Origin of the sequence: Franconibacter helveticus LMG 23732 (assembly GCF_000463115.2) — a bacterium.
Lineage (GTDB): Bacteria > Pseudomonadota > Gammaproteobacteria > Enterobacterales > Enterobacteriaceae > Franconibacter > Franconibacter helveticus.
Window position 1 is genome coordinate 43,489 of record NZ_AWFX01000009.1, and the last position, 21,992, is coordinate 65,480.

Here is a 21,992-nt window from a genome sequence, read left to right on the forward strand (position 1 = left end):
GTAATTTGTACGTACTTATGAATTTAATTCAGCAATAAGGCGAGGGATGACGATGAACGATTTGTTGGCCTTTCTGGCGGTAGCCCGTGAGCAAAGTTTTACCCGTGCGGCGGCGCGGCTTGGCGTTAGCCCTTCGGCGCTCAGCCATACCATGCGTAACCTGGAACAGCGACTCGGGGTTCGGCTGCTGGCGCGCACCACCCGCAACGTGGCGCCCACCGAGGCGGGCGAGCGCCTGATGGCATCGATCGGTCCGCTGTTTGAGCAAATCAACACCGAGCTTGAAAAAATTGGCGAGCTGCGCGACAAGCCTGCCGGCACGATCAAAATCACCTGTTCCGACGATGCCGCAGAACAGCTTCTTCGCCCCGTGTTGCCCGCTTTCTTCAGAGAATATCCTGAAGTTAACGTCGAAATTGTCATCGACTACGGATTCACGAACATCGTGGAGCAACGCTTTGATGCCGGCATTCGCCTGGGGGAATCGGTCAGCCGGGACATGATAGCCGTGCGCCTTGGCCCCGACTGGCGGCTTGCCGTTGTCGCTGCGCCGGCTTATTTCGAAGAACATCCCGTGCCTCAACATCCACAAGAACTCACCGCCCATCAGTGCATCAACATCCGTCATTCCGTGGGCGGCAGCGTTTATGCCTGGGAGTTTGAAAAAGCAGGCCGCAGCCTGACGGTTAAAGTGAGCGGCCAGCTGACGGCGAACAGCAATATTCACATCCTTAACGCCACGCTCGACGGGGTGGGGCTGGCTTATATTCCTGACTTTATGGCCAGGCCGTATCTTGAAAGCGGGCAACTCAAAGAGGTGCTGGCAGACTGGTGTCCTTACTTTCCGGGCTTTCATCTTTACTACCCTAACCGCCGCAATACCTCGCCCGCTTTTACCGCGTTCGTGAATGCCGTGCGGTATAAGGGTTAAAACCGGCAGGCGGAAAAGGGCCGTTCCGCTTGCGTAGCCGGCTGATAAGCACGCCGCTCTGATTTGTGAATTTTATTCAGTAAGGCTTAAACCTGGCGGCGATTTATCTTCATAATCCTTCCCGCTACTCTTCTCCCGCAGTCATCGTTGTGCCGCCTGTGCCTCTTTTTATCTGGTTGATTATTCAAAAATAATCAAAGGCCCTGGCGGCATTATTAATGCTAAACGCTTTCGGGAGTGAATGATGAATACATCGCGCAGAACGTTTTTACAGGCTTCCATGGTTGCTGGCGCTGCGGGGGCATTCACGCTTCCCGCCGCCTTTGCGCAAAGCCGTGCTTCAGGCGAAGCGGCTTTGCCTGCCAGGCTTACTCAGGAGTGGGACAAAACCTTCCCCAAAAGCGAAAACGTTGACCATGAAAAAGTGACGTTCGGCAATCGCTACGGCATTACGCTTGCAGCGGATCTTTATCAGCCGAAAAATCGTGGCGAAGCCCGGTTGCCCGCGATTGTGTTAAGCGGCCCGTTTGGCGCGGTAAAAGAGCAGTCTTCCGGTCTCTACGCCCAGACGCTGGCTGAACGCGGCTTTGTGACGCTCGCCTTCGACCCTTCTTTTACCGGTGAAAGCGGCGGGGCGGTGAGGGATACCGCGTCGCCGGAAATTTTCACCGAAGATTTCAGCGCGGCGGTGGATTTTATCGGCCTGCTGCCCTCGGTGGATCGTAACCGCATCGGCGTGATGGCGGTCTGCGGCCTGAGCGGCATGGCTATTACCGCCGCCTCCAGCGATTCCCGTATTAAAGCCGTCGCCACGGCGTCCATGTACGATATGTCGCGCAGCATGAGCCGGGGTTATAAAGACAGCTACACGCTGGAGCAGCGCCACAAGGTTATCGACTACCTCAGCCAGCAGCGCTGGGTGGATGCGCAAAACGGCGCTTTCGCCCGCGGATATCATGAGGTGCCGTTTGACGAACAAGGCAATATTGTGAAAAGCAGCCGCCTGTTTCCCGATACGCTTGCGCCAGACGCCGACCCGGTGGTGGTGAGCTTTTACAACTACTATTGCAAACCGCGCGGTTTTCACCCGCGTTCCATCAACTCCACAAGAGCATGGACCGCCACGACGCCGATGCCGTTCTTCAGCTTCCCGATGATGGCGAATATCGGCATGGTTTCGCCGCGCCCTCTAATGCTGGTGGCGGGTGAAAAGGCCCATTCGCTTTATTACTCGCAGGATGTGTACAAAGCGGCGAGCAATCCGAAAGAGCTGGTTATTGTGCCTGGCGCCGATCATGTCGATCTCTATGACAGGGCGGACAAAATTCCGTTTGATCGTCTGGACGCTTTCTTCAAAGCGAATCTGAAATAACCAGCGGAGCGGGGACGGGGCGGATCGGCAGGCCCCGCTTCGTTATCCGCCGCGACGCTGCCTGCGGGGATAATGTCCCACAAAAGATAAGGTTGTTAACCTTTTGTTGAAAATGGCTTTCAATTGTTAATATTCCTGTTAAAATAATCACCTAATTTTTCAAATGTAGTTGATGATTTTTACGCAAATGCCACAACATAAAAAGTTTGTTCCCGCTTTATCTCTTCTTGCAGTTCTTGTCGCTTCAAATGCTTACGCAGAAACCACCACGGAAAAAACCGATGTGCTGCTGATTGGCGGCGGTATCATGAGCGCCTCGCTGGGCACCGTGCTACAGGAAATTCAGCCGGACTGGAAACAGATCATGGTTGAGAAACTCGACGGCGTTGCGCTGGAGTCCTCCAACGGCTGGAACAACGCCGGCACCGGCCACTCCGCCAACATGGAGCTGAACTATACGCCTGAGCGTAAAGACGGCACCATTGACGTGAGCAAAGCGCTGGAGATCAACGAAGCGTTTATGATCTCTCGCCAGTTCTGGTCTACCCAGGTTAAACGCGGCGTGCTGCACGACCCGCACTCGTTCATTAACTCCACGCCGCACATGAGCTTTGTCTGGGGCGACAATGTGGATTACCTGGCTAAGCGCTACAAAGCGTTGCAGCAGACCACGCTGTTCCAGGGGATGGAGTTCTCTACCGATCAAAACCAGATCAAAAAATGGGCGCCGCTGATTATTGAAGGCCGCGATCCAAACCAGAAAGTCGCCGCGACCTGGACGCCGGTCGGCACCGACGTGAACTATGGCGAAATCACCCGCCAGCTGGTGGGCAGCCTGAAGAAGCAGAACAACTTCAAGCTGGAAACTTCTTCTGAAGTGACCGATTTCAAACGCAACGACGACAACTCCTGGCATGTCACCATCACCGACGTGAAAAGCGGCGATGAGCGTGCGGTAGACGCGAAGTATGTGTTTATCGGCGCAGGCGGCGGCGCGCTGAAGCTGCTGCAAAAAACCGGCATTCCGGAAGCGGACAACTATGCAGGCTTCCCGGTAGGCGGCTCTTTCCTGGTGAGCGAAAACCCGGAAATCGCCCGTCAGCACGGCGAGAAAGTCTATGGCCAGGCCTCTGTCGGGGCGCCGCCGATGTCGGTACCGCACCTGGACGCCCGTTTCCTGGACGGCAAGCGCGTCGTGCTGTTTGGACCGTTCGCGACCTTCTCCACCAAATTCCTGAAAAACGGCTCGTTCTTTGACCTGCTGAGCACCACCACCACGAAAAACGTTATCCCGATGACCGATGTCGGCCTCGATAACTTCGATCTGGTGAAATACCTGGTCGGTCAGGTCATGCTGAGCGATGAAGACCGCTTCGAAGCGCTGAAAGAGTACTACCCGTCCGCGCGTAAAGAGGACTGGAAACTTATTCAGGCCGGTCAGCGCGTGCAGATCATCAAGAAAGATGCTGAGAAAGGCGGCGTGCTGAAGCTTGGCACCGAGATCGTGACCGATGAGCAGAAAACCGTGGCGGCGCTGCTTGGCGCCTCTCCGGGCGCCTCTACCGCTGCGCCTATCTCACTGAACGTGATTAAACAGCTCTTCCCGGAGCAGTACAAATCCGCTGAGTGGCAGAGCAAGCTGCGCGAAATCGTTCCGACCTACGGTCAGAAGCTCAACGGCAACGTAGCGCTCACCCAGCAGGTGTGGGATGAAACCGCCGCGACGCTGCAACTGACCAAACCGCCGGTTATCCAGATGAAAGAAGCGGCGCAGACCATGCCGCAGGCGAAACCGGCGGAAGCCGAAAAAGCGCCTGCCCAGCACGATATGGCGCTGTAAGTTTTACGCTTAACCGAAACCCCCGACGCCAGGCGCCGGGGGTTTTTTTATGGGCGAAGAAAAGAGCCGCCGGGCGCGCCGCACGATGCGCTACACTGAGAAGCTGCAACCCTCTGTTAACGAAAGAACTTCCCTAACGGCCCTCTGGAAAGAGAAACGCGATGATCTCATCCCCGCTGTCAGTAAGGCTCAGCCCCGGCGCTGTTGATATGGTCAAGCTGCTGGCGCTGTTCGCCATGATGGTTGATCACGCCAACACCCTTTTTCTTGCGCCTTCCTGGCCTGCGCTTTTTGCCTTCGGACGCATGGCTTTTCCTCTGTTCGCGCTGATCTGGGCGCTGAATATCAACCGTCAGCCAGAACGCCTGCAAGCGCGGGCGAACCGTCTGTGGATCTGGTCGCTCATCACCCAGCCCGTTTTCTGGCTGGCGTTTCGCGACATTTATTCCTGGTATGCGCTGAATATTCTGTTTGTGTTTGCCGGCGTAACGCAGCTCCTCGCCTGGGCCTGGCGTTATCAGGAGCGGGGCGTGGCGGCCGGAACGCTGCTGCTGTGCCTGCTGGTCTGGCCCCTGAACTTCGCCAGCTATGGCCCGCAGGGGATTATGCTGACGCTGTCGCTTGCGACGCTCTTCTCGCCGCAGCTCGGCCAGTGGCGCGCATGGTCGCTTGCGCTGGCAGGCGCGGCGCTGCTGATGCTAAACGGCATGTACCGCATTGCGGAGCAGCCGCTGGACACGCTTACTTATTATGTTCTGCCGACCGTGCTGTTCCCGGTCGCCGGGCTGTACCTGGCCGCCCGGCTAAAACCGGACGATTCGCCGCGCTTTATGCCCCGGCAGTTTTTCTACTATGCCTACGCCGGGCATCTGCTGGTTTATGGCGTGATCCTGTGGCTGCGAACGGCCTGAAGGGCAGCCATGGCGGGCCTCAATGCGCCGCCACGGCAAGCCTGCGCCCGCAATCAGTAAGGGCTGGCGGTAGGGCGCACCACGATTTCGCTCACGTCCACGCCGTCGGGCTGTGCGATAGCCCAGCCGATAGCGCGGGCGATGGCGTCGGCAGGCAGCGCCACGCGGCGAAAATCGACCATCGCTTCCCGTGCGGACGCATCAGTAATGTGGTCCGCCAGCTCAGATTCCACCACCCCCGGGCTGACGACAGTGACGCGAACCGCGTCCGTCTCCTGGCGAAGGCCATCCATAATGGCGCGCACGGCGAACTTACTGGCGCAATAAACCGCGCAGGAAGGCCAGACCAGGTGGGCGCCAATGGAGGCGACGCTGATAATCTGCCCCTGCTTTTGCTGCTCCATGATGGGAAGCACGGCGGCAATGCCGTGCAGCACGCCGCGAACGTTCACATCCAGCGTCTGGTTCCATTCGTCGAGTTTCAGGGCTGACATCGGCGCAAGCGGCATAACGCCAGCGTTGTTAATCAGCACGTCGATACGGCCATGCGCATCAAGCGCGTGCTGCGCCATCTTTTGCAGATCCTCAGGCCGGGTCACGTCCACCGCCAGGTAGTCAATATTGCTGAACGCTTCGCTGAGCGCCTGCAAACGTTCCGTACGGCGGGCGCCGATAACCAGCTTGTGGCCTTCCCGGGCGAGCAGACGGGCCGTGGCTTCGCCAATACCGCTGCTGGCGCCGGTGAGCAGAATAACTTTTGAATTTTGCATCGGGTGTACTCCATAAACAGGGTGGTGACTTCAGGAACGATGTTACGGCGGGCAAAGTGAGCAAAAAAGCGCCATTCTTATCGTATGATTGCCCAATCCTGTCCGGGGGCTTTCGCTTTTGCAGGTTAAGCGGCAAAGTTATTGCACATTCATAACGCATCCATAACGCATCGCGCTGAGGAGACCGCCTGATGGAGGAGATGATCGCTCTGCTGAAAAAACTTGCGCCGCAGGAGGGGTACACGCGCTCGCGGCTGGCGTGCGTGCGCTTTATGCGCTCCGACAGGCCGCTTGGCCGCACGCCTGTGGTGTATGAGCCGAGCATCGTGATTATTTGTCAGGGGGCGAAGCGGGGTTATCTGGCGGACAAGGTCTATCACTACGATAAACAGCATTATCTGGTGCTTTCCGTGCCGCTGCCGTTTTCCACGGAGACAGAAGGCTCGCCGCAGGAGCCGCTGCTCGGCCTCGCCGTTTCGCTGGATATGACGGTGCTTTCAGAGCTGGTGATGACCATTGGCAGCGCCCGGGCGCCGTATCACGAGGCGCCGGAAGGGATTATTTCCACGCCGCTGGATGAGAGGCTCACGGATACCACTTTGCGCCTGCTGCGGGCGCTTTCCTCAGAACAGGAGGCGGCGGTGCTTGGCCCGCAGGTGGTCCGCGAGCTTTACTATCGCGTGCTGGTGGGCGAGCGCGGCGGGGCGATAAAAGCGGCGCTGGCAAGCCAGGGGCATTTCGCTTCTATCTCGCAGGTGCTGCTGCGCATTCACGATGACTACTCGCAGCCCTTTAACATCAGCACGCTGGCGAGCGAAGTGGGGCTGAGCGTGCCGGTTTTTCACCGTCAGTTCAAAGCCGTTACGCGCACCACGCCGCTGCAATACATCAAATCCGTGCGCCTGAACCAGGCGCGGCTGTTGATGATCCGCGACGACCTCTCCGCCGCTTCCGCCGCGTTTAAAGTTGGGTATGAAAGCCCGTCGCAGTTTAACCGCGAGTTTCGCCGTCTGTTCGGGCGAAGCCCCGGGGAGGAGGCGAAGGAGATGAAAGCGTCGCTGGCGCTGCTGCCGCCGGTCTAGCTAGCGGCGCATGGCGGCACCCAGCAGGGCGGAGCAGGCGGCAGGGTCGCGGGCGCGCTGTTTTTCTTCGCCGCTCAGCTGTTCCCAGCGGCGGATAACCGCTTTGGCAAGCGAAGGCGAAAATGTCGTTTTGTGCAGCGCATAATCGCTGTTGCCGCCTTCAATCACCTGTTGCATTTGCGAAAGCCGCGTGCTGGCGTCTGCGTGGTTAACCGAACAGAACACCGCCGCGTATCTGGCTTTGTCCTCGTTGCTGTAGTGCGGGCGCAACCACCAGACCAGCAGCAGGGCGACAGCCACCAGCGGAATAATAAAGCGAAGCGACAAACGTTTCATGTTGTAAACCTGTTATGCAATCAGCCCGCCATTATAAAGCCGTTACTTAAACGCCGCGTCCACAACGTCGCCTTTCTGCGTCCGGGCGACGGGCAACAGCATAGCCAGCAAAGCGACGGCGCTAAAAATCAGCAGCGCGATAACCGCGCCTGCGCTGTCGAGCAGCAATCCAAACGCCGCCGCGCCCGCCACCTGGCCGATAGCCAGCATCAAAAATACCGCGCCTAATCCTGCGGCGGGCTTGTCAGCCGTCGCGTTCACGCCGCTCACCAGCAGCACGCCGGAAAGGGTGATATAAGCGAACCCGTAGAGCGCCGCCACCAGATAAACCACCAGCGGGCTGCGCGAGGCGAAAATAAACAGTACAAAGGCCGCTACCGTCAGCGCCTGCATCATGCGGTGCACCGCGTTTACGCCGAAGCGGTTAGTTAAGTAGCCAGTGACAAGACCGAAGCAACCCGCCACGCCGGTAATCAGCCAGAGCAGCGTGATGGTTCGCTCGTTTGCCCCCGCCTGCGAGGTAAACATCACCGGGCCGAAAGACCAGTAGGCGGCGCTGGCGATCCCGCTCAGAAACGCCACCACCAGCGGCGGACGAAGCGCCGGGGCAAGGAAGGCGGCGAACTGCGTTTTGAGTGAAAAGGTCTCTCCCGAGGCGCCCGCCGGAAGGGTTTTCAGCGCCAGCAGGGTGGGAATGAGGGAGACGCAGGCAAAGAACAGATAAGTGGCGCGCCAGTTGTCCGTCAGCGCCAGCACCGCAAGCGCGGAGAAGATAACGCCGCCGCCCGTCCCGGCATTGATAATCGTGTTAACCACCGGCTGCTCGCCGCTCGCCACGTTGCGGTTTACCGCTTCCGCCATCGGCGGCGAAACCAGCCCGGCGCTCAGCCCGGCGCAGATAACACCCGCCATCAGCCCTGCCGCGCTATGAGAAAAGGCGATGAGCGCCGTACCCGCCACCGCGCAAAGCCCGGCAAGCAGGGAAGGGAAGCGGGGGCCGGTTTTCGCGGTGCAGACAGACGCGAAAATCACAGCCACGCAGTAAGCGGCGAAAGAGGCGGAGGCGAGCGTGCCCGCCACCGAAAGAGAGAGGGGAATATCCTGCCTGATGCCCGGCAGCAACAGCCCCCAGGAAAAGCGCGCCAGGCCGTAGGCGGCGGCGATGAGCAAGAAACCGGTCAGAGCGAGACGTTTATTTCCGGCAGGCAAAATACCCCTCCTGAATAAGGCGCAGACTAAGCAAAGAGTGTAGTGCGGGTTTTCGCGCTTGCCTGGTCACAGGAGGGAGAAAAGAACGCGGGCGGAGCGGCGAGAGAGAACGCGGCGCCGCCGCTCATGTCCGCTGTCGCGGGTTGGCAAAGCAAAGCGACATTACAGACGACTCGCCACGTTTTGCAATACCTCGAGGTCCATCTGGCTTAGCTCCCTGGGTTCGCTGCGCAGGGTTTCCAGCCGGATAAACCACGGGTCGCCGTTGCGGATAATCAGTTTGCTTTTGATGTTGTAATGCTGGCTGACGAAATCTTCCTGTAGCAGTTTTTCCACTGCGGAGAGGTTCTGGTAAACCGTTGTGTTATTCGGCCCGCGGGTAAAGCGGCTGGGGTGGGAGCTAAGCCCGGCCTGTAGCTGCGTGGCGGCTTTGGCAGGATCCTTCACCACTTTGTTATTGGTATCCTCAAAAAACTTATTCACCTTGTTGCGCGCCTTTACGATCTTTTTGACCGTTTCTATAAACCGCTTATTGCTGGCCATCTGGCTATCGGCAAGGCTGTTGCGCAGCACTACCAGCGCGCCGCCTGCCAGCGACGCTGCGCCGCCGGTGGCGGTTAACACCGCGCGAACCGTGCTGGTGGTGGTAGCGGCCACCGCCGCCGCTATCCCGCCGCCCATGGTCGCCAGGCCGCCGACGGCGGACAATATTTTGCCGGCGTAATCGTACTTAATTTTCGTGGCGTCTTCGTAAACGTTACCGCCATACCCGCGGCCATAAGGAACCGACGTATTATAACGCTCAAAGAAAGCGCGGTTATTTTGTATGGCGGTATTAGCAGGGCGGTTGAGCAATTGCATTTCATGATCGTCAGTGCGATTACGCCTGTCGGGAAAGACCAGTTGCTCATAGGCAAACATAATTGTGCGGTCATCAGAGTTTTTGAACTGATAAAGCGTTTCTTCATCAAGTTCATTCACAAACTCAATCATGCTGTGCAACTGCTGGGTCGTAAAATAAGAGCGGTCGGCGAGCAGGGCGTTGATCATTGCGTTAATTTCTGCCATGAAAGCGACTCCTTAACGTTAAATTTCTTTATTTTGTTTAATATCCCATCCTGACTTCGTTTCCGCCGCTTTCGTGCCCTGGCTGGATTGTTCCCAGTAATGGAAATTCACTTTCGACGCCTGGAAATGGTAATTCACCAGCAGCGCGTCGGTATGGCCAACGCCGGTAAATTCGGTACGGGTAACCAGCACATCTTCAAGCACCACGCGGGAATATTCCACCTGCTGGCCGCCCGCTTTACAGACGGAAAGCTCAACTTTCGTCACGTGTTTGCCGCTGGCGCAGAATTTCAGAATAGCGGGCGTGCCTTTATCCACCAGCGACTGCACGGTTAAATCATGAAAGTTGACTTTCCCCGCGCCGCCGCCGCCGCCGCCGACCGCCATATTGCCTGGCTGAGAGGCGCCCCAGTTAAATGACAGCACATCAATCCAGTTATTGTGATTAGCATCTTTTGATTCGCCGGTCACACCGTCGACTTTCAGGAACATATCAATAGCCATTTACGACTCCTTGTTAACAGGAAGCTAAAAATGAATAAGAGGCGTTAATAATAAACAGGTCGAAATCACTCTAAATTTATTAATTCTGCTAAACAAGATGGAGAGGGAAATTAAGATAAATCGCAGCGGCGGGCCTTTTTATAAACCAGAAAGATGAAATATTTATTACCGGTGCGGCTTTTTTTGCATGAGAATAAGTTATGAATAACCTGAAAGGTTGATTTGCATTGTTATAGTTTTTGCCTGTTATCACTTATTTTGTGCGGCAATAAAACAGCTGGCGTTAATTATTTAACGCCAGGTTCGTTTATTACCGTTAGGTTTATTTCATAAGAAAATGTGTTGGCAAACCTGATCGTTTTGCAAAACAGACGCGGCCGTATGGGCATGAAGTGCAGGCAACGGCCTGCACATTTTTACTTCAGTACATTTTTACTTCAGCACATTTTTACTTCAGAACACTGGCTGCGATCTGGGCTGCGATCTGGTGTTTCACTGGTTAACGCTCTATAGTCAGCTCATTCATTCACTTAACAAATACAAGGAGGAATGCTATGCCGATGTGTGAATTGTTTGTTCACTCACACCTCTATGGTGATTGGTCTCGCTCAGGCATTACCGGTATCGTGCTGCGATAATCCAGCCTGAGCGAAGCTAACGCCGCTTTTTTCTTCCCTCCGGCTTACCGGATTGTCGTCAGCGAATATTGACGACAGGCATTCTCATGCCTGCAAATCACGGGTAAGCACATGAGCACACTGCTTTCTGTTCATTCTGTCGGCTATGACAACGCCTTCGGAACACTCCTGCACGACATCTCCTTCGCCATTAAAAAGGGCGATCGCATCGGCCTTATCGGCCACAACGGCAGCGGCAAAAGCACCCTGCTGAAAATCCTCAGCGGCGAGCTTGCCGCCAGCCGCGGCAGCGTAACGGCTTCCCGGGCCAGCCTGCTTGCGCGGGTGGAACAATCTTTGCCGGATGCGCTTTACCGCTGTTCGCTGCTGGAGGCCCTGCTGGCGCGCCTGCCGCCATCGCAGCGCGAAGCGGGGCGCTGGCGCTGCGAAGCGTTGCTGGCGAGCCTCGGCTTTAGCGCTGAACAAGGGGCGCACACCGCCGGGACGCTGAGCGGCGGGCAGCATACGCGTTTATTACTGGCGCGGGCGCTGATAATGCAGCCCGACCTGCTGCTGCTGGACGAGCCGAGCAACCATCTTGATCTGCCCACCTTGCTGTGGCTGGAAAACTTTCTGAACCGTTGGGGCGGCAGCGTCGTGCTGGTTTCTCACGACAGCCGTCTGCTGGACAGCGTCACCAACGGCACGCTCATTCTGCGCGATAAAACGCTGCAATTTTTCCGCCTGCCCTGTACCGCCGCCAGGCGAACGCTGGCAGCGCAGGACGAAGCTGACGCGCAGCGCCATCAGGCGGAGCAAAAGGAGATCGAGCGTATTGAAAAAAGCGCCCGGCGCATGGCTCTCTGGGGACGCGACTACGATAACGAAGGCCTGGCGAGAAAAGCCCAGCAGATGGAAAAACGCGCCGACTGGCTGAAAGAAACGCAAACCCGGCTTACCGAAGGCAGCCGCTGGCGGTTGCAGTTGCAGGGTGAAACGCTGGAGGCGGACCGGCTGCTCGCTTTGTCGCGCCTTGAGGTGCGTCCGGCCGCGGATGCGCCTGCGCTTTTCTCTCTTGAGCAATTGCAGGTAAAAAGCGGCGACCGTGTCGCTATTGTCGGGCGCAACGGCGCGGGCAAATCTTCACTGCTTCAGCACCTGTGGCGGGCCTGGCAAGCGCAGGAACAAGGGCTGTTTCATCCCCGGCTGCGTATCGGCTATTACGATCAGAGCCAGCGGCAGTTGCGCGATGACGAAACCCTGACTGAAGCGCTGGCGCGTTTCTCGACGGCGGATGATGAACAGCGCAAACGCGCGTTGATTAGCGCCGGTTTTCCCTATGCGCGCCACCAGCAGCGGGTGAGCGTCCTGAGCGGCGGCGAACGTTCGCGCCTGCTGTTTGTCGGGCTGACGCTTGGGCGCTATTCGCTGCTGCTGCTGGATGAACCGACCAACCATCTGGATATGGAGGGCAAAGAGGAACTTGAGGCGACGCTTCGCGGCTTCAGCGGCGCGGTGCTGCTGGTCACGCACGATCGCAGCCTGATCGAGCAAAGCTGCAACCGCTTCTGGCTTATCGACGATCGCAGGCTCAGCGAGTGGCACGATCTTGCGGCGGTTTATGAGCGGCTGGCCGGGGAGCAGGGCGTGGCAGCGGCGCTAACGGCCGGGGCGGATGTTCGCCCGGCGGCGATGCCCGAAGACGAGGAGTCGCTGCTTGCCGCGCTGCTCTCGCTTGAGCAAAAGCTTCAGGAAGACAAAGCGCGCAAGCCAAAGCACCAGAAACCGGCGCTTCAGGCCCACTGGCAGGCGCAAATTGAAGCGCTCAGCGCCCGGCTTAATCTCAGCTAGCCGTTATGGCCGCCCACGGGCGGCCTTTTTTATGCTGCCAGCGCTTAATGCGTCGGCGCAGGCGCTGCGTTAATGCGCACGCGCAGCAGGGCGTAAGGCTTCTGGCGCAAATCTTTGCCGCCGTGGAAACCCGGCTGGCGATTAAGCTGGTTCACCGTGAAATAGAGATAGCCGTCCGGCCCCACCGAGAGGGTATCGGGCCATAAGATCTGCGGCCCGTGGGCGAGGGTGCGCCATTCGCCGTTCGGCTCGCGCTTGCGGATGCTGTTGCGTTCGTAATCGCCTGCGTAAACCGCGCCGTTGGCGTCCGCTTCCAGGCCGTCGGAGGCGCCTTTCTCGCCTGCATCTTTTACGGCGGCGGCAAGCTGCGCTTCGCTGACCCCAGGGTCGCGCAGCAATTCAGTGGAAACGGCGTAAAGGTGGCGGCCGGAGAGCGGGCTGTAGTAGAGCGTTTTGCCGTCCGGCGACAGGGCGATGCCATCGGAAGCGACGCTGAACGGCGCGGTGGAGCCATCTTCATGGCGCTGCAACAGCGTTTCGCCTTCCACTACCGGGACGAAACCGGGTTCCGGCGAAGTGGAACGGTCGCCGGTCAGGCGGCGGGTCGCCTTGCCGGTAGCGAGATCCATCACGATAATGCCGCCAGTGCCGGACAATGACGAATCCGTTACGTAAGCCACGCCTGCTTTACCGACGCGAAAATCAAAACGCATGTCGTTAACGTAGGTGGCATCAAGGATAACGTCCGGCGGGAAGACCAGCGTTTTCACCACGTTGTTCGTTTTGAGATCGATGGCGACAAGCTTCGCGCCGCCCGTTACCGGTTTTGAAAAGCCGGGTGCGGCGGTATCAAGCACCCACAGGCGGCCCAGGCCGTCGGCCACCACGCTCTGCACGCTTAAAAAGCGCTCGCCCGGTCTGGCGTTATCCGCTTTGTTGATTTCCGGGTTGGGATAAGCCACAAGCTGGTTGCCTTTGACTTCGGCCACGGTAAAAGGCACGTCGTCTCCCCAGCGCGGGAAGTTAACAAAAATGCGGCCCGCTTCGGTCACCGTAACGCCGGTGGGCATGGCGCCGTTAAAGGTAGCGACCACCTCAGGCTGGCCGATAACGCGATCGCTGGCTAATTCCGCGAGCGTTAAGGGCTGCGCCTCGGCCGCCGCGCCGGTAAAGAGAGTGCCTGCGAAAGCCAGGGCAACGGCCAGCGCCAGCGCGCTACGGGAAGAGCGAATGTTACGCATGGGAATTCCTTATTGTTGTTATGCACAGGCGCCGCAGCGCCCGGCGTGGGTGTCAGAAGCCTTCCAGTACGATTTTGCCGCGCGCTTTGCCGCTTTCGATAAAAGCGTGGGCGCGGCGCAGGTTTTCGGCGGTGATTTTGCCGTAGTGCTCGCCGGTGGTGGTTTTCAGCGTGCCGTCTTCAATCAGGCGGCGGATGTTCTCCAGGATCGCGTTCTGGCGGCTGAGATCCGGCGTATTGAACAGCGAGCGGGTAAACATCAGCTCCCAGTGCAGCGAAACGGCTTTGCGCTTGAGCGGCACGGCGTCCAGGCTTTCCGGGTCGTCAATCAGCGCCAGTTTGCCCTGCGGGGCCAGCGCGTCGACAATCTGCCCGTAGTGTTTATCGGTGTGCGTCAGGCTTGCCACATAACGCACCTGGGGAATGCCGATATCACGCAGCCCTTCGGTCAGCGGGCGGGTGTGGTCGATAACATAATGCGCGCCAAGAGATTTCACCCACTCCGCCGTTTCCGGGCGGGAAGCGGTGCCGATAACCGTCAGGCCGGTGAGCTTGCTGGCAAGCTGCGTAAGAACAGAGCCCACGCCGCCTGCGGCGCCGATGATAAGCAGCGCGTCGCCTTCGCCATCGGTGACCTCCAGGCGGTCAAACAGCAGTTCCCACGCGGTAAGCGAAGTGAGCGGCAGCGCGGCGGCGTCCGCGTCGCTTAAGCTTGCGGGTTTATGCCCGGCGATGCGTTCATCCACCAGGCCATACTCGGCGTTAGCGCCCGGTCGGGTAATGGAGCCTGCGTAATAAACCTCATCGCCTGGCTTAAACAGGGTGACGTTTTCGCCCGTCGCCTCGACGGTGCCGACCGCGTCCCAGCCCAGGATGCGCGGTTTATCGGTGGGCGAACCGGCGCGCACTTTGGTGTCGACCGGGTTGACGGATACGGCGCGGATTTTCACCAGCAGGTCATGGGCGCCTGGCTGCGGCTTCGGCAGCTCCATTTCATAAAGGGATTTCGCGTCGCTGAGGGGTAAACCGTTCTGGCTGTATACGATAGCTTTCATGGCATTTCTCTTGTTATTCAGGGTGAAGGCGGTGGCCGCCCGGTGAAAAGCAGAGTAATGCCGGCAGGCTGGCGGAAAAACCGGGCAAACCGGGCAGCACTTTCTCTTTTGCAGTGAAAATCCTGCCGCTGGGCGCGTTGTCATTCGCATTGAGCCGCTTGCCAGAAAGCGCCATAATCCTTTCAAATAATTACCGAAAAACGCGCAAATAAGGTCAGGCCCGCCGGGCTGACAGAGTATGTTGTTCAGGGGACGGCCTGCGATTGACAGGCCCGGGAGACAAGATGATTCGGCTGGAAGATGTCATGCTGTTTGTCAGGGCCGCCGCGCTTGGCAGCTTTTCTAACGCCGCCCGCGAGGCGGATTTACTGCCAGGGCAGGTCAGCGCCGCCGTACACCGGCTGGAGCGCGACCTCGACAGGCGGCTCTTTGCCCGCTCCACGCGCAGCCTGCGCCTGACCGCCGAAGGGGAAAAATATTTGCCCTATGCCCAGGAGCTGCTGGCGGTAATGCAGGCAGGCGAGGAGAGTCTGCACAATAGTGAAGATGAGTTGCAGGGCGAGCTGAAAGTGGCGGTGCCGTCCGATATCGGGCGCAACGTTTTGCTGCCGCTCATTACGCAGTTTTGCGAGCAACACCCAAAAATTTCGCTGCGCTTGTTTCTCTCGGACCAGCGAAGCGATGTCTTTCGCGACCCGGTGGATGTGGCCATTCGCTATGGCGTGCTGGATAACAGCAGTTATGTGGCGCTGCCGCTGGCGGAAGATAACCGTCGGGTTATGGCCGCGTCACCCGATTATCTGGCGAAACACGGACGTCCGGCGACGCTTGACGAGGTGGCGCAGCACCACTGCCTGCTCTTTACCATGAACGGCCACGTTTACGATAAATGGAGCTTTCCGGAAAACGGCATGCGTCGCCAGCTGCATGTCAAAAGCCGCCTGCTTTGCGACGACGCCGACGTGGCCCGCCGCTGGGCGGTGGAAGGGATGGGTATCGTTTACAAATCGTGGATTGATCTCAGCGCCGATGTGCTGGCGGGCAGGCTGGAAGTGGTGTTGCCGCACTGCCCGGGCGAAGCCGCGCCGCTAAGCCTGATCTGTCCGCACCGCAAACAGTTTTCGCCCGCCATTCGCAAGCTTCACGGCGCCTTTCGCGAGCATCTGAAGGCGATCACCGGCCTGCTGCGCACGCATCCTGCTTTTCGCACGGGCGCTGAAAAATAAACAAGCCCGGCGCGTTACCTTCGCGCCGGGCGGTAAAAAAGCGCCGGTTATTTCAGGTGCGTTTTCAGCGCCGTGGAGGCCTGAAGAATGGCGGTGCGCACCGCAGGCACTGTGCTCAGGGCGTTCAGCAGCCCGTAGTCATGGATGAGTCCGTTATAGCGGGTGACTGTCACCTCCACGCCCGCCGCGTCGAGCTTGCGGCCAAAGGCTTCGCCTTCATCGCGCAGCACGTCCAGCTCCGCCGTCTGGATAAGCGTAGGCGGCAGCCCTTTCAGTTGTTCCGGCGTTGCGCGCAGCGGCGAGGCCAGAATGTTATTGCGATCGCTTTCTTTGGTGGTGTAAGCGTCCCAGAACCACTTCATCATGTTGCGGGTCAGGAAGTAGCCGTTTTCAAACTGGTTATAGGAGCCAGTGTTGAAATTCGCATCGGTCACAGGCCAGAACATCACCTCATAGCGGATAGCCGGGGTATGGTTTTGCTTCGCCTGAAGAGCGACCGCCGCCACCATGTTGCCGCCGACGCTGTTGCCCGCCAGCGCCAGGCGGGAACCGTCCACCCCTATCTCTGCGCCATGCTCGGCAACCCAGCGGGTGGCGGCATAAGCCTGGTTAATCGCCACCGGGAAGTGCGCTTCCGGCGACGGCGTATAGTTCACGAAGACTGCCGCTGCGCCGGATCCCACCACCAGGTCGCGTACAAGTCGCTCATGGGTCGGGAAATCGCCCAGGATCCAGCCGCCGCCGTGGAAGAACATAAAGACCGGCAGGGTGCCCTTTGCGCCTTTCGGCTTCACGATGTTCAGGCGGACAGGCTGACCGTTAACCTGAATGGTTTTTTCGCTGACATCGGCAGGCGGCAATTCCGCCCCTTTTTGCGCATCGACCAGCACCTGGCGGGCCGCCTGCGGCGAGAGCTGCTCCATCGGTTTGCCGCCGCTGCTGTTCAGCGCGTCAAGAAACGCCTGCACACGGTGGTCGGCATACGGCTGGGCGGCAACGCTGCTGGCGGAGACGGCGGCTAAGGTTGCGGCAAGCATAGTCTGTTTCAGTTTCATGGTGTAACCCTCTTAATTGTTAGCTATTTAATCGTGCACTATTTAAATGGTCAGGCGATGTCTGTGTCGTTTAGTTCATGATTGGGAATATAAGTAGTGCGCGATTTTATTGCAAGTTAAGTTTTTGTGTTTTTTCGTGGTGCAATGTATATATTTGAAAATTAATGGTTTATTTATGGAAAAAAGGAAGCGCGCTGGCTTCCTTTTCTCGTTATGCCGTTTTTTTACGCCGTGCGTCGGGTTAACGCATGGGCAACACGGCCGATTACGAGACCTTCGTCAGGGTGGTGACGCTAAGGTCCGCCAGGCCATCAATCGCTTTCATAAAGCGCAGGAAAGGTTCGCCTTTGCCATGCTCGTCCAGCGCCGCCTGGGAAGCCCAGCGTTCAAGCATCACAAACTGGTTCGGTTTTTCATTGCTGCGATAAAGCGCGTACTGAAGGCAACCCGGCTCGCCCTGGACTTCTCTTTCCACGTCAATAAGCGCGGCTTCGACAAGGTGTGCTGAACTGGCGTTGGCGTTAACAGTGGCGACTACAGTGATTTCCTGTTCCATATGATTTCCTCTTTTTGCTGTCAGTGTGTGTCGATACTAAGCGTAGCAGGAGAGGAGAAATAGCTGCGTTTCAGGGCAGGAGTTTCACTCGGCGAGTGAAAGTATCGTAGGTGGTATTGAGCGTTATCTGAAAGTGACATATACAGATAAATTTTCTGAAAAGCGTACTCGATTCTATCGCTCTGAGCCGTTCGGGACCTCTGCACCGATAAGCGAAGAAGAAAATATTTTATTATCGCAGTACGAACGGTTAGCCGGGGAAAGCGGGAAATATGTGGAGTACGGATAGGCCATGACAGCCGATCTCATGACACTCTGGCAAAGCAACGCTTTAAATTAAAACCTGCCAAACCGCTTTAATCTTCATGAACTCAGCCTGAGCAGGGACCGCAATGCTCCCGGCCATTCTCGTACCCGTTTCAGCCTCATTCACGCTCCCGCAGGGCATGCAGTTAAAGAACGCGGCATAAGCCGTGACAATTTCTATACTTTATCTTTCATGTTCACGGCGAATGGCGAGTCGGCAGCGCCAGAAAACCGCTAAGAGGAGAGAACCATGGTGCAAACCAGCAAACAGGACCGTATGCCCTACCTTATTTATCTGTGCGAAGGGCGTATCCTTGCGCAAAATATCGACGGGCACGTGATTGATATCGGCGGGTTTAGTGAGGAAGAGGGCGCATTCTCCTGGCTTCTGGATGGGAATAATGAGAAAGGCGAGGGGTTACGTTCAGCAAACGAGGCGCTGGAAGACATTGCCGCTAACGTGACCTTTTATTTCCTTGATGGCCAGTTCACCAGCCTGCCCGATTTATCAGAGCAATATCAGGATAAATTGCCGTCGGCCCCGTCGCGAGAGATCCTGCTGAATGAGCTTAGCGACCCGGCGCCCGGCGCCAGTGCTGACTAAAAAGAGCGGGTTTGCTTAACGCAACGCGCCCCGGCCGGTAACCGAAGCCGGGGCGCGTTTGTCGTTATTCTAACAGGCTACGGTGCAAGGCGTTGACCGCGCCGTCTGCGGATTGCGCCGGCAGCAGGACGCAAAGCGCATGGCGGGAGGCGCCGTGGCAAATCACGCGCACAGGAAAGGCGTCCAGTTCAGCAAACACGGCTTTGCACACCGACTCGGTCTGGGGAAGCGCGTTGCCGATGAGCGAAACGAGCGCCAGCCCGGTCTCCACTTCAATATGACAATGCGACGACAGCTCGGTGAGCAGCGCGCTGGTGAGCATATCGGCTTCGCCCGAGGTGGCGCTGGTGGCGTTAAGGATAAGGGCAACGCTTGTTTCCGAGGTGGTTACCAGGTCGATTGCCAGCTCATGACGCGACAAAATCCCAAATATGTCCGCTAAAAAGCGGTGCGGGGGCTGAGCCTCAAGGCTTGTTAAGGTTAACAGCGTCTGCTGGCGGCGCACGGCCAGGGCGCGATAACGCGCGGGCGCTGGTACGTCGCGGCAAACCAGCGTGCCGCCCGCGCTGGCGTTGTTGCTGGCGCCTACGAATACCGGAATGTTTTTGCGCATGGCGGGCAGCAGCGTGGCCGGATGCAGCACCTTAGCGCCAAGCGTCGCCATTTCACTGGCTTCGGCGAAAGAGAGCGTGTCTATACGTTTCGCCCGGGCGACGATACGGGGATCGGTGGTATAGATCCCGGCAACATCGGTCCAGATATCCACCCGCGAGGCCGACAGCGCCTCTGCCAGCAGGGACGCGGTGTAATCGCTGCCGCCGCGGCCAAGGGTCGTGGTGTGTCCCGCCGCGTCGCTGCCGATAAAGCCCTGCGTCACCACCAGCGCCTGTTCCATACGCGGGCGTAAGGTGTTTTCCGCAAGCGCCGCGATGGCGCTGACCGCGGGCACCGCGCAACCATAAGTATCATCAGTACGGATCACTTTGCGGGCGTCAAACCACTGCGCTTCCACCTGCTGTTCACGCAACACTTCTACAAACAGCAGAGAGGAGATCAACTCGCCGTGGCTGACCAGCTCGTCGCAGAGCGCAGCCGAACGCGATTCGGCCGCTTTTGCAGCCAGGCGAGCCACGTTGTCGAGCAGACGTTCGATCTCCCGGCCCACGGTTTCTGGCTGTTTCAGGCGTGAAATAATACGCTGTTGCAACGCGCGCAGGGTGTCGATTTTATCCTGCCGAACGCGGCTTTCGGGGCCGGATGCGAGTTCGACCAGCAGGTTGGTGACGCCTGCCGAGGCAGACAGGACAACCAGTCGGACGTTTTTATCAGCAAGGACGAGGGTGGCGCTGCGGCTCATCGCATCATAATCAGCGACGCTGGTGCCGCCAAATTTGGCAACGATGAAGGGGGGATAATTGTGAGTCATAACAATCTCATATCTGGGCGCCATACGGATATGGCATGAAAATTTTTCATTCCTGGCGTAAGGGAAGCAGGCTTCGCCTTACGAAATGTCCGCCCGCGAACATTTTGTTTAAGCCCCGGTTTTTGCGCCCGTTATTGAGAAAACGCATTGCTTCTCAGGGGACCGGGTGTAGTGCACGTTAAGCGTTAATAATGGCTTCCTTTTTTATGGCGAATTTTTTAAGGCGGGCAATAGTAAGTGAATACCTGTGTTGATGCGATATTTTCTTTAACATTTATTCTAAGCCCATAGAAAAATTCATTATTTACAAACGGGTATTAAGCGAAATTTATTTAAAATAACATTTTTCTAACATTTAACCGGCGCGAAATAAAATGCAGCGCTTTTTCAGCGGGTTGTATAAAAACCCGCCGATAATAATCCTGCAACAGGCGTGGATTACCTTTCAGGCGGCGGCTGCTCTGCGCTGCGTTATTTTTGTTATTGTTTTTACATTAAATGCTGCAAATACCCACACAAAATCTAAGATTGTGTACGCAGTTGAAAACACCTATATTAGCCGCGTTTTTTCACCCCCCCATAAACCCTTATTCAACCCGGTGTTAAAAAGGCCCAGGTTGTAGGAGAGATATGATGACGGATAAAGTCCGTATTAATTCTTTGAATGCTAATTCATTATCGCAAAGCAATGAGACCTTTCTGGCCAGACAGGCTGAGTTTGAATCTAACGTCAGAAGCTATCCGCGTAAATTGCCATTAGCGATTGCTAAAGCGCAGGGCGCCTGGATAACCGACGTTGAAAATAAACAGTATCTTGACTGCCTTGCGGGCGCCGGAACGCTGGCGCTGGGCCATAACCATCCTGATGTTATCCAGAGCATCCAAAGTGTCATTACCAGCGGCTTACCGTTACATACTCTTGACCTGACCACTCCCTTGAAAGATGAGTTCTCCGCTTATCTGCTCTCCCTTTTGCCTGACCAGGGGAAAGAATATTGCCTGCAATTCACCGGGCCTTCCGGCGCCGACGCCGTTGAAGCGGCGCTGAAGCTGGCGAAAAAGGTGACCGGGCGCTCCGGCGTAATCAGCTTCTCCGGCGGTTATCACGGTATGACGCATGGCGCGCTCTCCGTAACCGGCAACCTGTCGCCGAAAGAAGCGGTTAACGGCATGATGCCGGAAGTGCAGTTTATGCCTTATCCGCACCAGTACCGCTGCCCGCTCGGCATCGGCGGCGAAGCTGGCGTAAAAGCGCTGACTTATTATTTTGAAAATCTGATCAACGACGTAGAAAGCGGCGTGCGTAAACCTGCGGCGGTGATCCTGGAAGCCGTACAGGGTGAAGGCGGCGTGAACCCGGCGCCGGCGGAGTGGTTACAGCGCATCCGTAAAGTGACGCAGGAACACGGCATTCTGCTTATCCTTGACGAAGTGCAGGCGGGCTTTGCCCGTACCGGCAAGTTCTTTGCCTTTGAGCACGCGGGCATTGAGCCGGACATTATCGTGATGTCGAAAGCGGTAGGCGGCGGTTTGCCGCTGGCCGTGCTGGGCATCAAAAAACAGTTCGACGCCTGGTCGCCTGGCCATCATACCGGCACATTCCGTGGCAACCAGATGGCGATGGCGACCGGCCTCACCACGCTTAAGATCCTTAAAGAAGAGCGCATTGCCGATAAAGTCGCCGAACAGGGCGAATGGCTGAAAGGCAAACTGGCAGAGATGCAAAAGCGTTTCCCGGTTATCGGTCACGTACGCGGTCTGGGCTTAATGATTGGCATCGAGATTGTTAAACCTCACGAAGCACAGGATCACATGGGATGCTACCCGGCAGACGGCGAGCTGTCCGCGCTGCTGCAAAAAACCTGCTTCGAAGCGGGACTCATTCTTGAGCGCGGCGGCCGCGGCGGTTGCGTGCTGCGTCTGCTGCCTTCGCTGCTTATCAGCAACGCCGAGCTGGAGATTTTCCTCGAGAAATTCGAACAGGCGCTGCTTAATGCTGGCGTGAAGCCGGTTTGATCGGAGCACATAATCCT

The 21,992-nt window shown here is 57.4% G+C and carries 20 protein-coding genes; 9 read left to right on the forward strand and 11 right to left on the reverse strand.

The features are described from left to right. Nucleotides 1-52: 52 nt before the first annotated feature. The 4 genes from DW56_RS03260 (at nucleotide 53) to DW56_RS03275 (ending at nucleotide 5,054) form a co-directional block, all read left to right on the forward strand. Complete coding sequence (locus tag DW56_RS03260) at nucleotides 53-931, forward strand: LysR family transcriptional regulator (RefSeq protein WP_024553464.1); 879 nt, start codon at nucleotides 53-55, stop codon at nucleotides 929-931. A 241-nt stretch (nucleotides 932-1,172) separates the two neighbouring features. Further along, a complete protein-coding gene (locus tag DW56_RS03265; RefSeq protein WP_029697185.1) occupies nucleotides 1,173-2,303 on the forward strand; it encodes an alpha/beta hydrolase in 1,131 nt (376 codons plus the stop codon). 187 nt (nucleotides 2,304-2,490) lie between these two features. Continuing rightward, nucleotides 2,491-4,143, forward strand: a complete 1,653-nt coding sequence (gene mqo, locus DW56_RS03270; protein ID WP_049293216.1) for a malate dehydrogenase (quinone) — start codon at nucleotides 2,491-2,493, stop codon at nucleotides 4,141-4,143. Between the two features lie 161 nt (nucleotides 4,144-4,304). Then, on the forward strand, nucleotides 4,305-5,054 hold the full coding sequence (locus DW56_RS03275; RefSeq protein ID WP_024553467.1) for a TraX family protein: 750 nt from the start codon (nucleotides 4,305-4,307) through the stop codon (nucleotides 5,052-5,054). A 53-nt stretch (nucleotides 5,055-5,107) separates the two neighbouring features. Here DW56_RS03275 and DW56_RS03280 read toward each other — a convergent pair whose 3' ends face one another. Next, entirely contained in the window at nucleotides 5,108-5,824 is a 717-nt protein-coding gene (locus DW56_RS03280) for an SDR family oxidoreductase (protein ID WP_024553468.1), read from the reverse strand. Nucleotides 5,825-6,015: 191 nt separating this feature from the next. Here DW56_RS03280 and DW56_RS03285 point away from each other — a divergent pair, with 191 nt between their 5' ends. Then, complete coding sequence (locus DW56_RS03285) at nucleotides 6,016-6,906, forward strand: AraC family transcriptional regulator (RefSeq protein ID WP_024553469.1); 891 nt, start codon at nucleotides 6,016-6,018, stop codon at nucleotides 6,904-6,906. Here DW56_RS03285 and DW56_RS03290 read toward each other — a convergent pair whose 3' ends face one another. The 4 genes from DW56_RS03290 to DW56_RS03305 all read right to left on the reverse strand — a co-directional run bounded on the left by DW56_RS03290 (nucleotide 6,907) and on the right by DW56_RS03305 (nucleotide 10,023). Beyond that, nucleotides 6,907-7,242: a hypothetical protein gene (locus tag DW56_RS03290; RefSeq protein WP_024553470.1), complete on the reverse strand. Its 336-nt coding sequence runs from the start codon at nucleotides 7,240-7,242 to the stop codon at nucleotides 6,907-6,909. It lies immediately after the preceding gene. Between the two features lie 42 nt (nucleotides 7,243-7,284). Further along, the gene (locus tag DW56_RS03295; protein WP_024553471.1) at nucleotides 7,285-8,451 is read right to left on the reverse strand and encodes an MFS transporter; all 1,167 of its coding nucleotides are present in this window, start codon (nucleotides 8,449-8,451) and stop codon (nucleotides 7,285-7,287) included. Between the two features lie 162 nt (nucleotides 8,452-8,613). Further along, the gene (locus DW56_RS03300; protein WP_029589729.1) at nucleotides 8,614-9,519 is read right to left on the reverse strand and encodes a hypothetical protein; all 906 of its coding nucleotides are present in this window, start codon (nucleotides 9,517-9,519) and stop codon (nucleotides 8,614-8,616) included. An 18-nt stretch (nucleotides 9,520-9,537) separates the two neighbouring features. Beyond that, entirely contained in the window at nucleotides 9,538-10,023 is a 486-nt protein-coding gene (locus DW56_RS03305; RefSeq protein WP_024553473.1) for an Hcp family type VI secretion system effector, read from the reverse strand. Between the two features lie 749 nt (nucleotides 10,024-10,772). On the opposite strand from DW56_RS03305, the gene DW56_RS03310 reads away from it, so the two are divergent. Next, entirely contained in the window at nucleotides 10,773-12,491 is a 1,719-nt protein-coding gene (locus tag DW56_RS03310) for an ABC-F family ATP-binding cassette domain-containing protein (protein ID WP_024553474.1), read from the forward strand. A gap of 44 nt (nucleotides 12,492-12,535) precedes the next feature. On the opposite strand, the gene DW56_RS03315 is transcribed toward DW56_RS03310, so the two are convergent. The 3 genes from DW56_RS03315 to DW56_RS22605 are packed head-to-tail and all read right to left on the reverse strand — an operon-like array spanning nucleotide 12,536 to nucleotide 14,961. Next, on the reverse strand, nucleotides 12,536-13,732 hold the full coding sequence (locus DW56_RS03315; RefSeq protein WP_024553475.1) for an L-dopachrome tautomerase-related protein: 1,197 nt from the start codon (nucleotides 13,730-13,732) through the stop codon (nucleotides 12,536-12,538). A gap of 52 nt (nucleotides 13,733-13,784) precedes the next feature. Continuing rightward, nucleotides 13,785-14,786, reverse strand: coding sequence for a zinc-binding alcohol dehydrogenase family protein (locus DW56_RS03320; RefSeq protein WP_024553476.1), 1,002 nt, complete (start codon nucleotides 14,784-14,786; stop codon nucleotides 13,785-13,787). A gap of 13 nt (nucleotides 14,787-14,799) precedes the next feature. Then, the gene (locus DW56_RS22605) at nucleotides 14,800-14,961 is read right to left on the reverse strand and encodes a hypothetical protein (protein WP_159102100.1); all 162 of its coding nucleotides are present in this window, start codon (nucleotides 14,959-14,961) and stop codon (nucleotides 14,800-14,802) included. Nucleotides 14,962-15,070: 109 nt separating this feature from the next. Here DW56_RS22605 and DW56_RS03325 point away from each other — a divergent pair, with 109 nt between their 5' ends. Continuing rightward, on the forward strand, nucleotides 15,071-16,012 hold the full coding sequence (locus DW56_RS03325) for a LysR family transcriptional regulator (protein ID WP_024553477.1): 942 nt from the start codon (nucleotides 15,071-15,073) through the stop codon (nucleotides 16,010-16,012). A 47-nt stretch (nucleotides 16,013-16,059) separates the two neighbouring features. Here the strand turns inward: DW56_RS03325 and DW56_RS03330 are convergent, their stop codons facing one another. Together DW56_RS03330 and DW56_RS03335 are read right to left on the reverse strand one after the other, a co-directional pair. Next, nucleotides 16,060-17,067 carry an alpha/beta hydrolase gene (locus DW56_RS03330; protein ID WP_024561918.1) on the reverse strand — a complete coding sequence of 336 codons (1,008 nt, stop codon included), beginning with the start codon at nucleotides 17,065-17,067 and terminating at the stop codon, nucleotides 16,060-16,062. A gap of 265 nt (nucleotides 17,068-17,332) precedes the next feature. Further along, nucleotides 17,333-17,623: a putative quinol monooxygenase gene (locus DW56_RS03335; protein ID WP_024553234.1), complete on the reverse strand. Its 291-nt coding sequence runs from the start codon at nucleotides 17,621-17,623 to the stop codon at nucleotides 17,333-17,335. A 556-nt stretch (nucleotides 17,624-18,179) separates the two neighbouring features. On the opposite strand from DW56_RS03335, the gene DW56_RS03340 reads away from it, so the two are divergent. Further along, complete coding sequence (locus DW56_RS03340; protein ID WP_024553235.1) at nucleotides 18,180-18,533, forward strand: hypothetical protein; 354 nt, start codon at nucleotides 18,180-18,182, stop codon at nucleotides 18,531-18,533. Between the two features lie 64 nt (nucleotides 18,534-18,597). On the opposite strand, the gene lysC is transcribed toward DW56_RS03340, so the two are convergent. Continuing rightward, nucleotides 18,598-19,959, reverse strand: a complete 1,362-nt coding sequence (lysC, locus tag DW56_RS03345) for a lysine-sensitive aspartokinase 3 (RefSeq protein WP_024553236.1) — start codon at nucleotides 19,957-19,959, stop codon at nucleotides 18,598-18,600. Between the two features lie 630 nt (nucleotides 19,960-20,589). Here lysC and DW56_RS03355 point away from each other — a divergent pair. Beyond that, nucleotides 20,590-21,975 (forward strand): diaminobutyrate--2-oxoglutarate transaminase, encoded by a 1,386-nt coding sequence (locus DW56_RS03355; protein WP_024553238.1) that lies wholly within the window; start codon nucleotides 20,590-20,592, stop codon nucleotides 21,973-21,975. The last annotated feature ends 17 nt before the right edge of the window (nucleotides 21,976-21,992 follow it).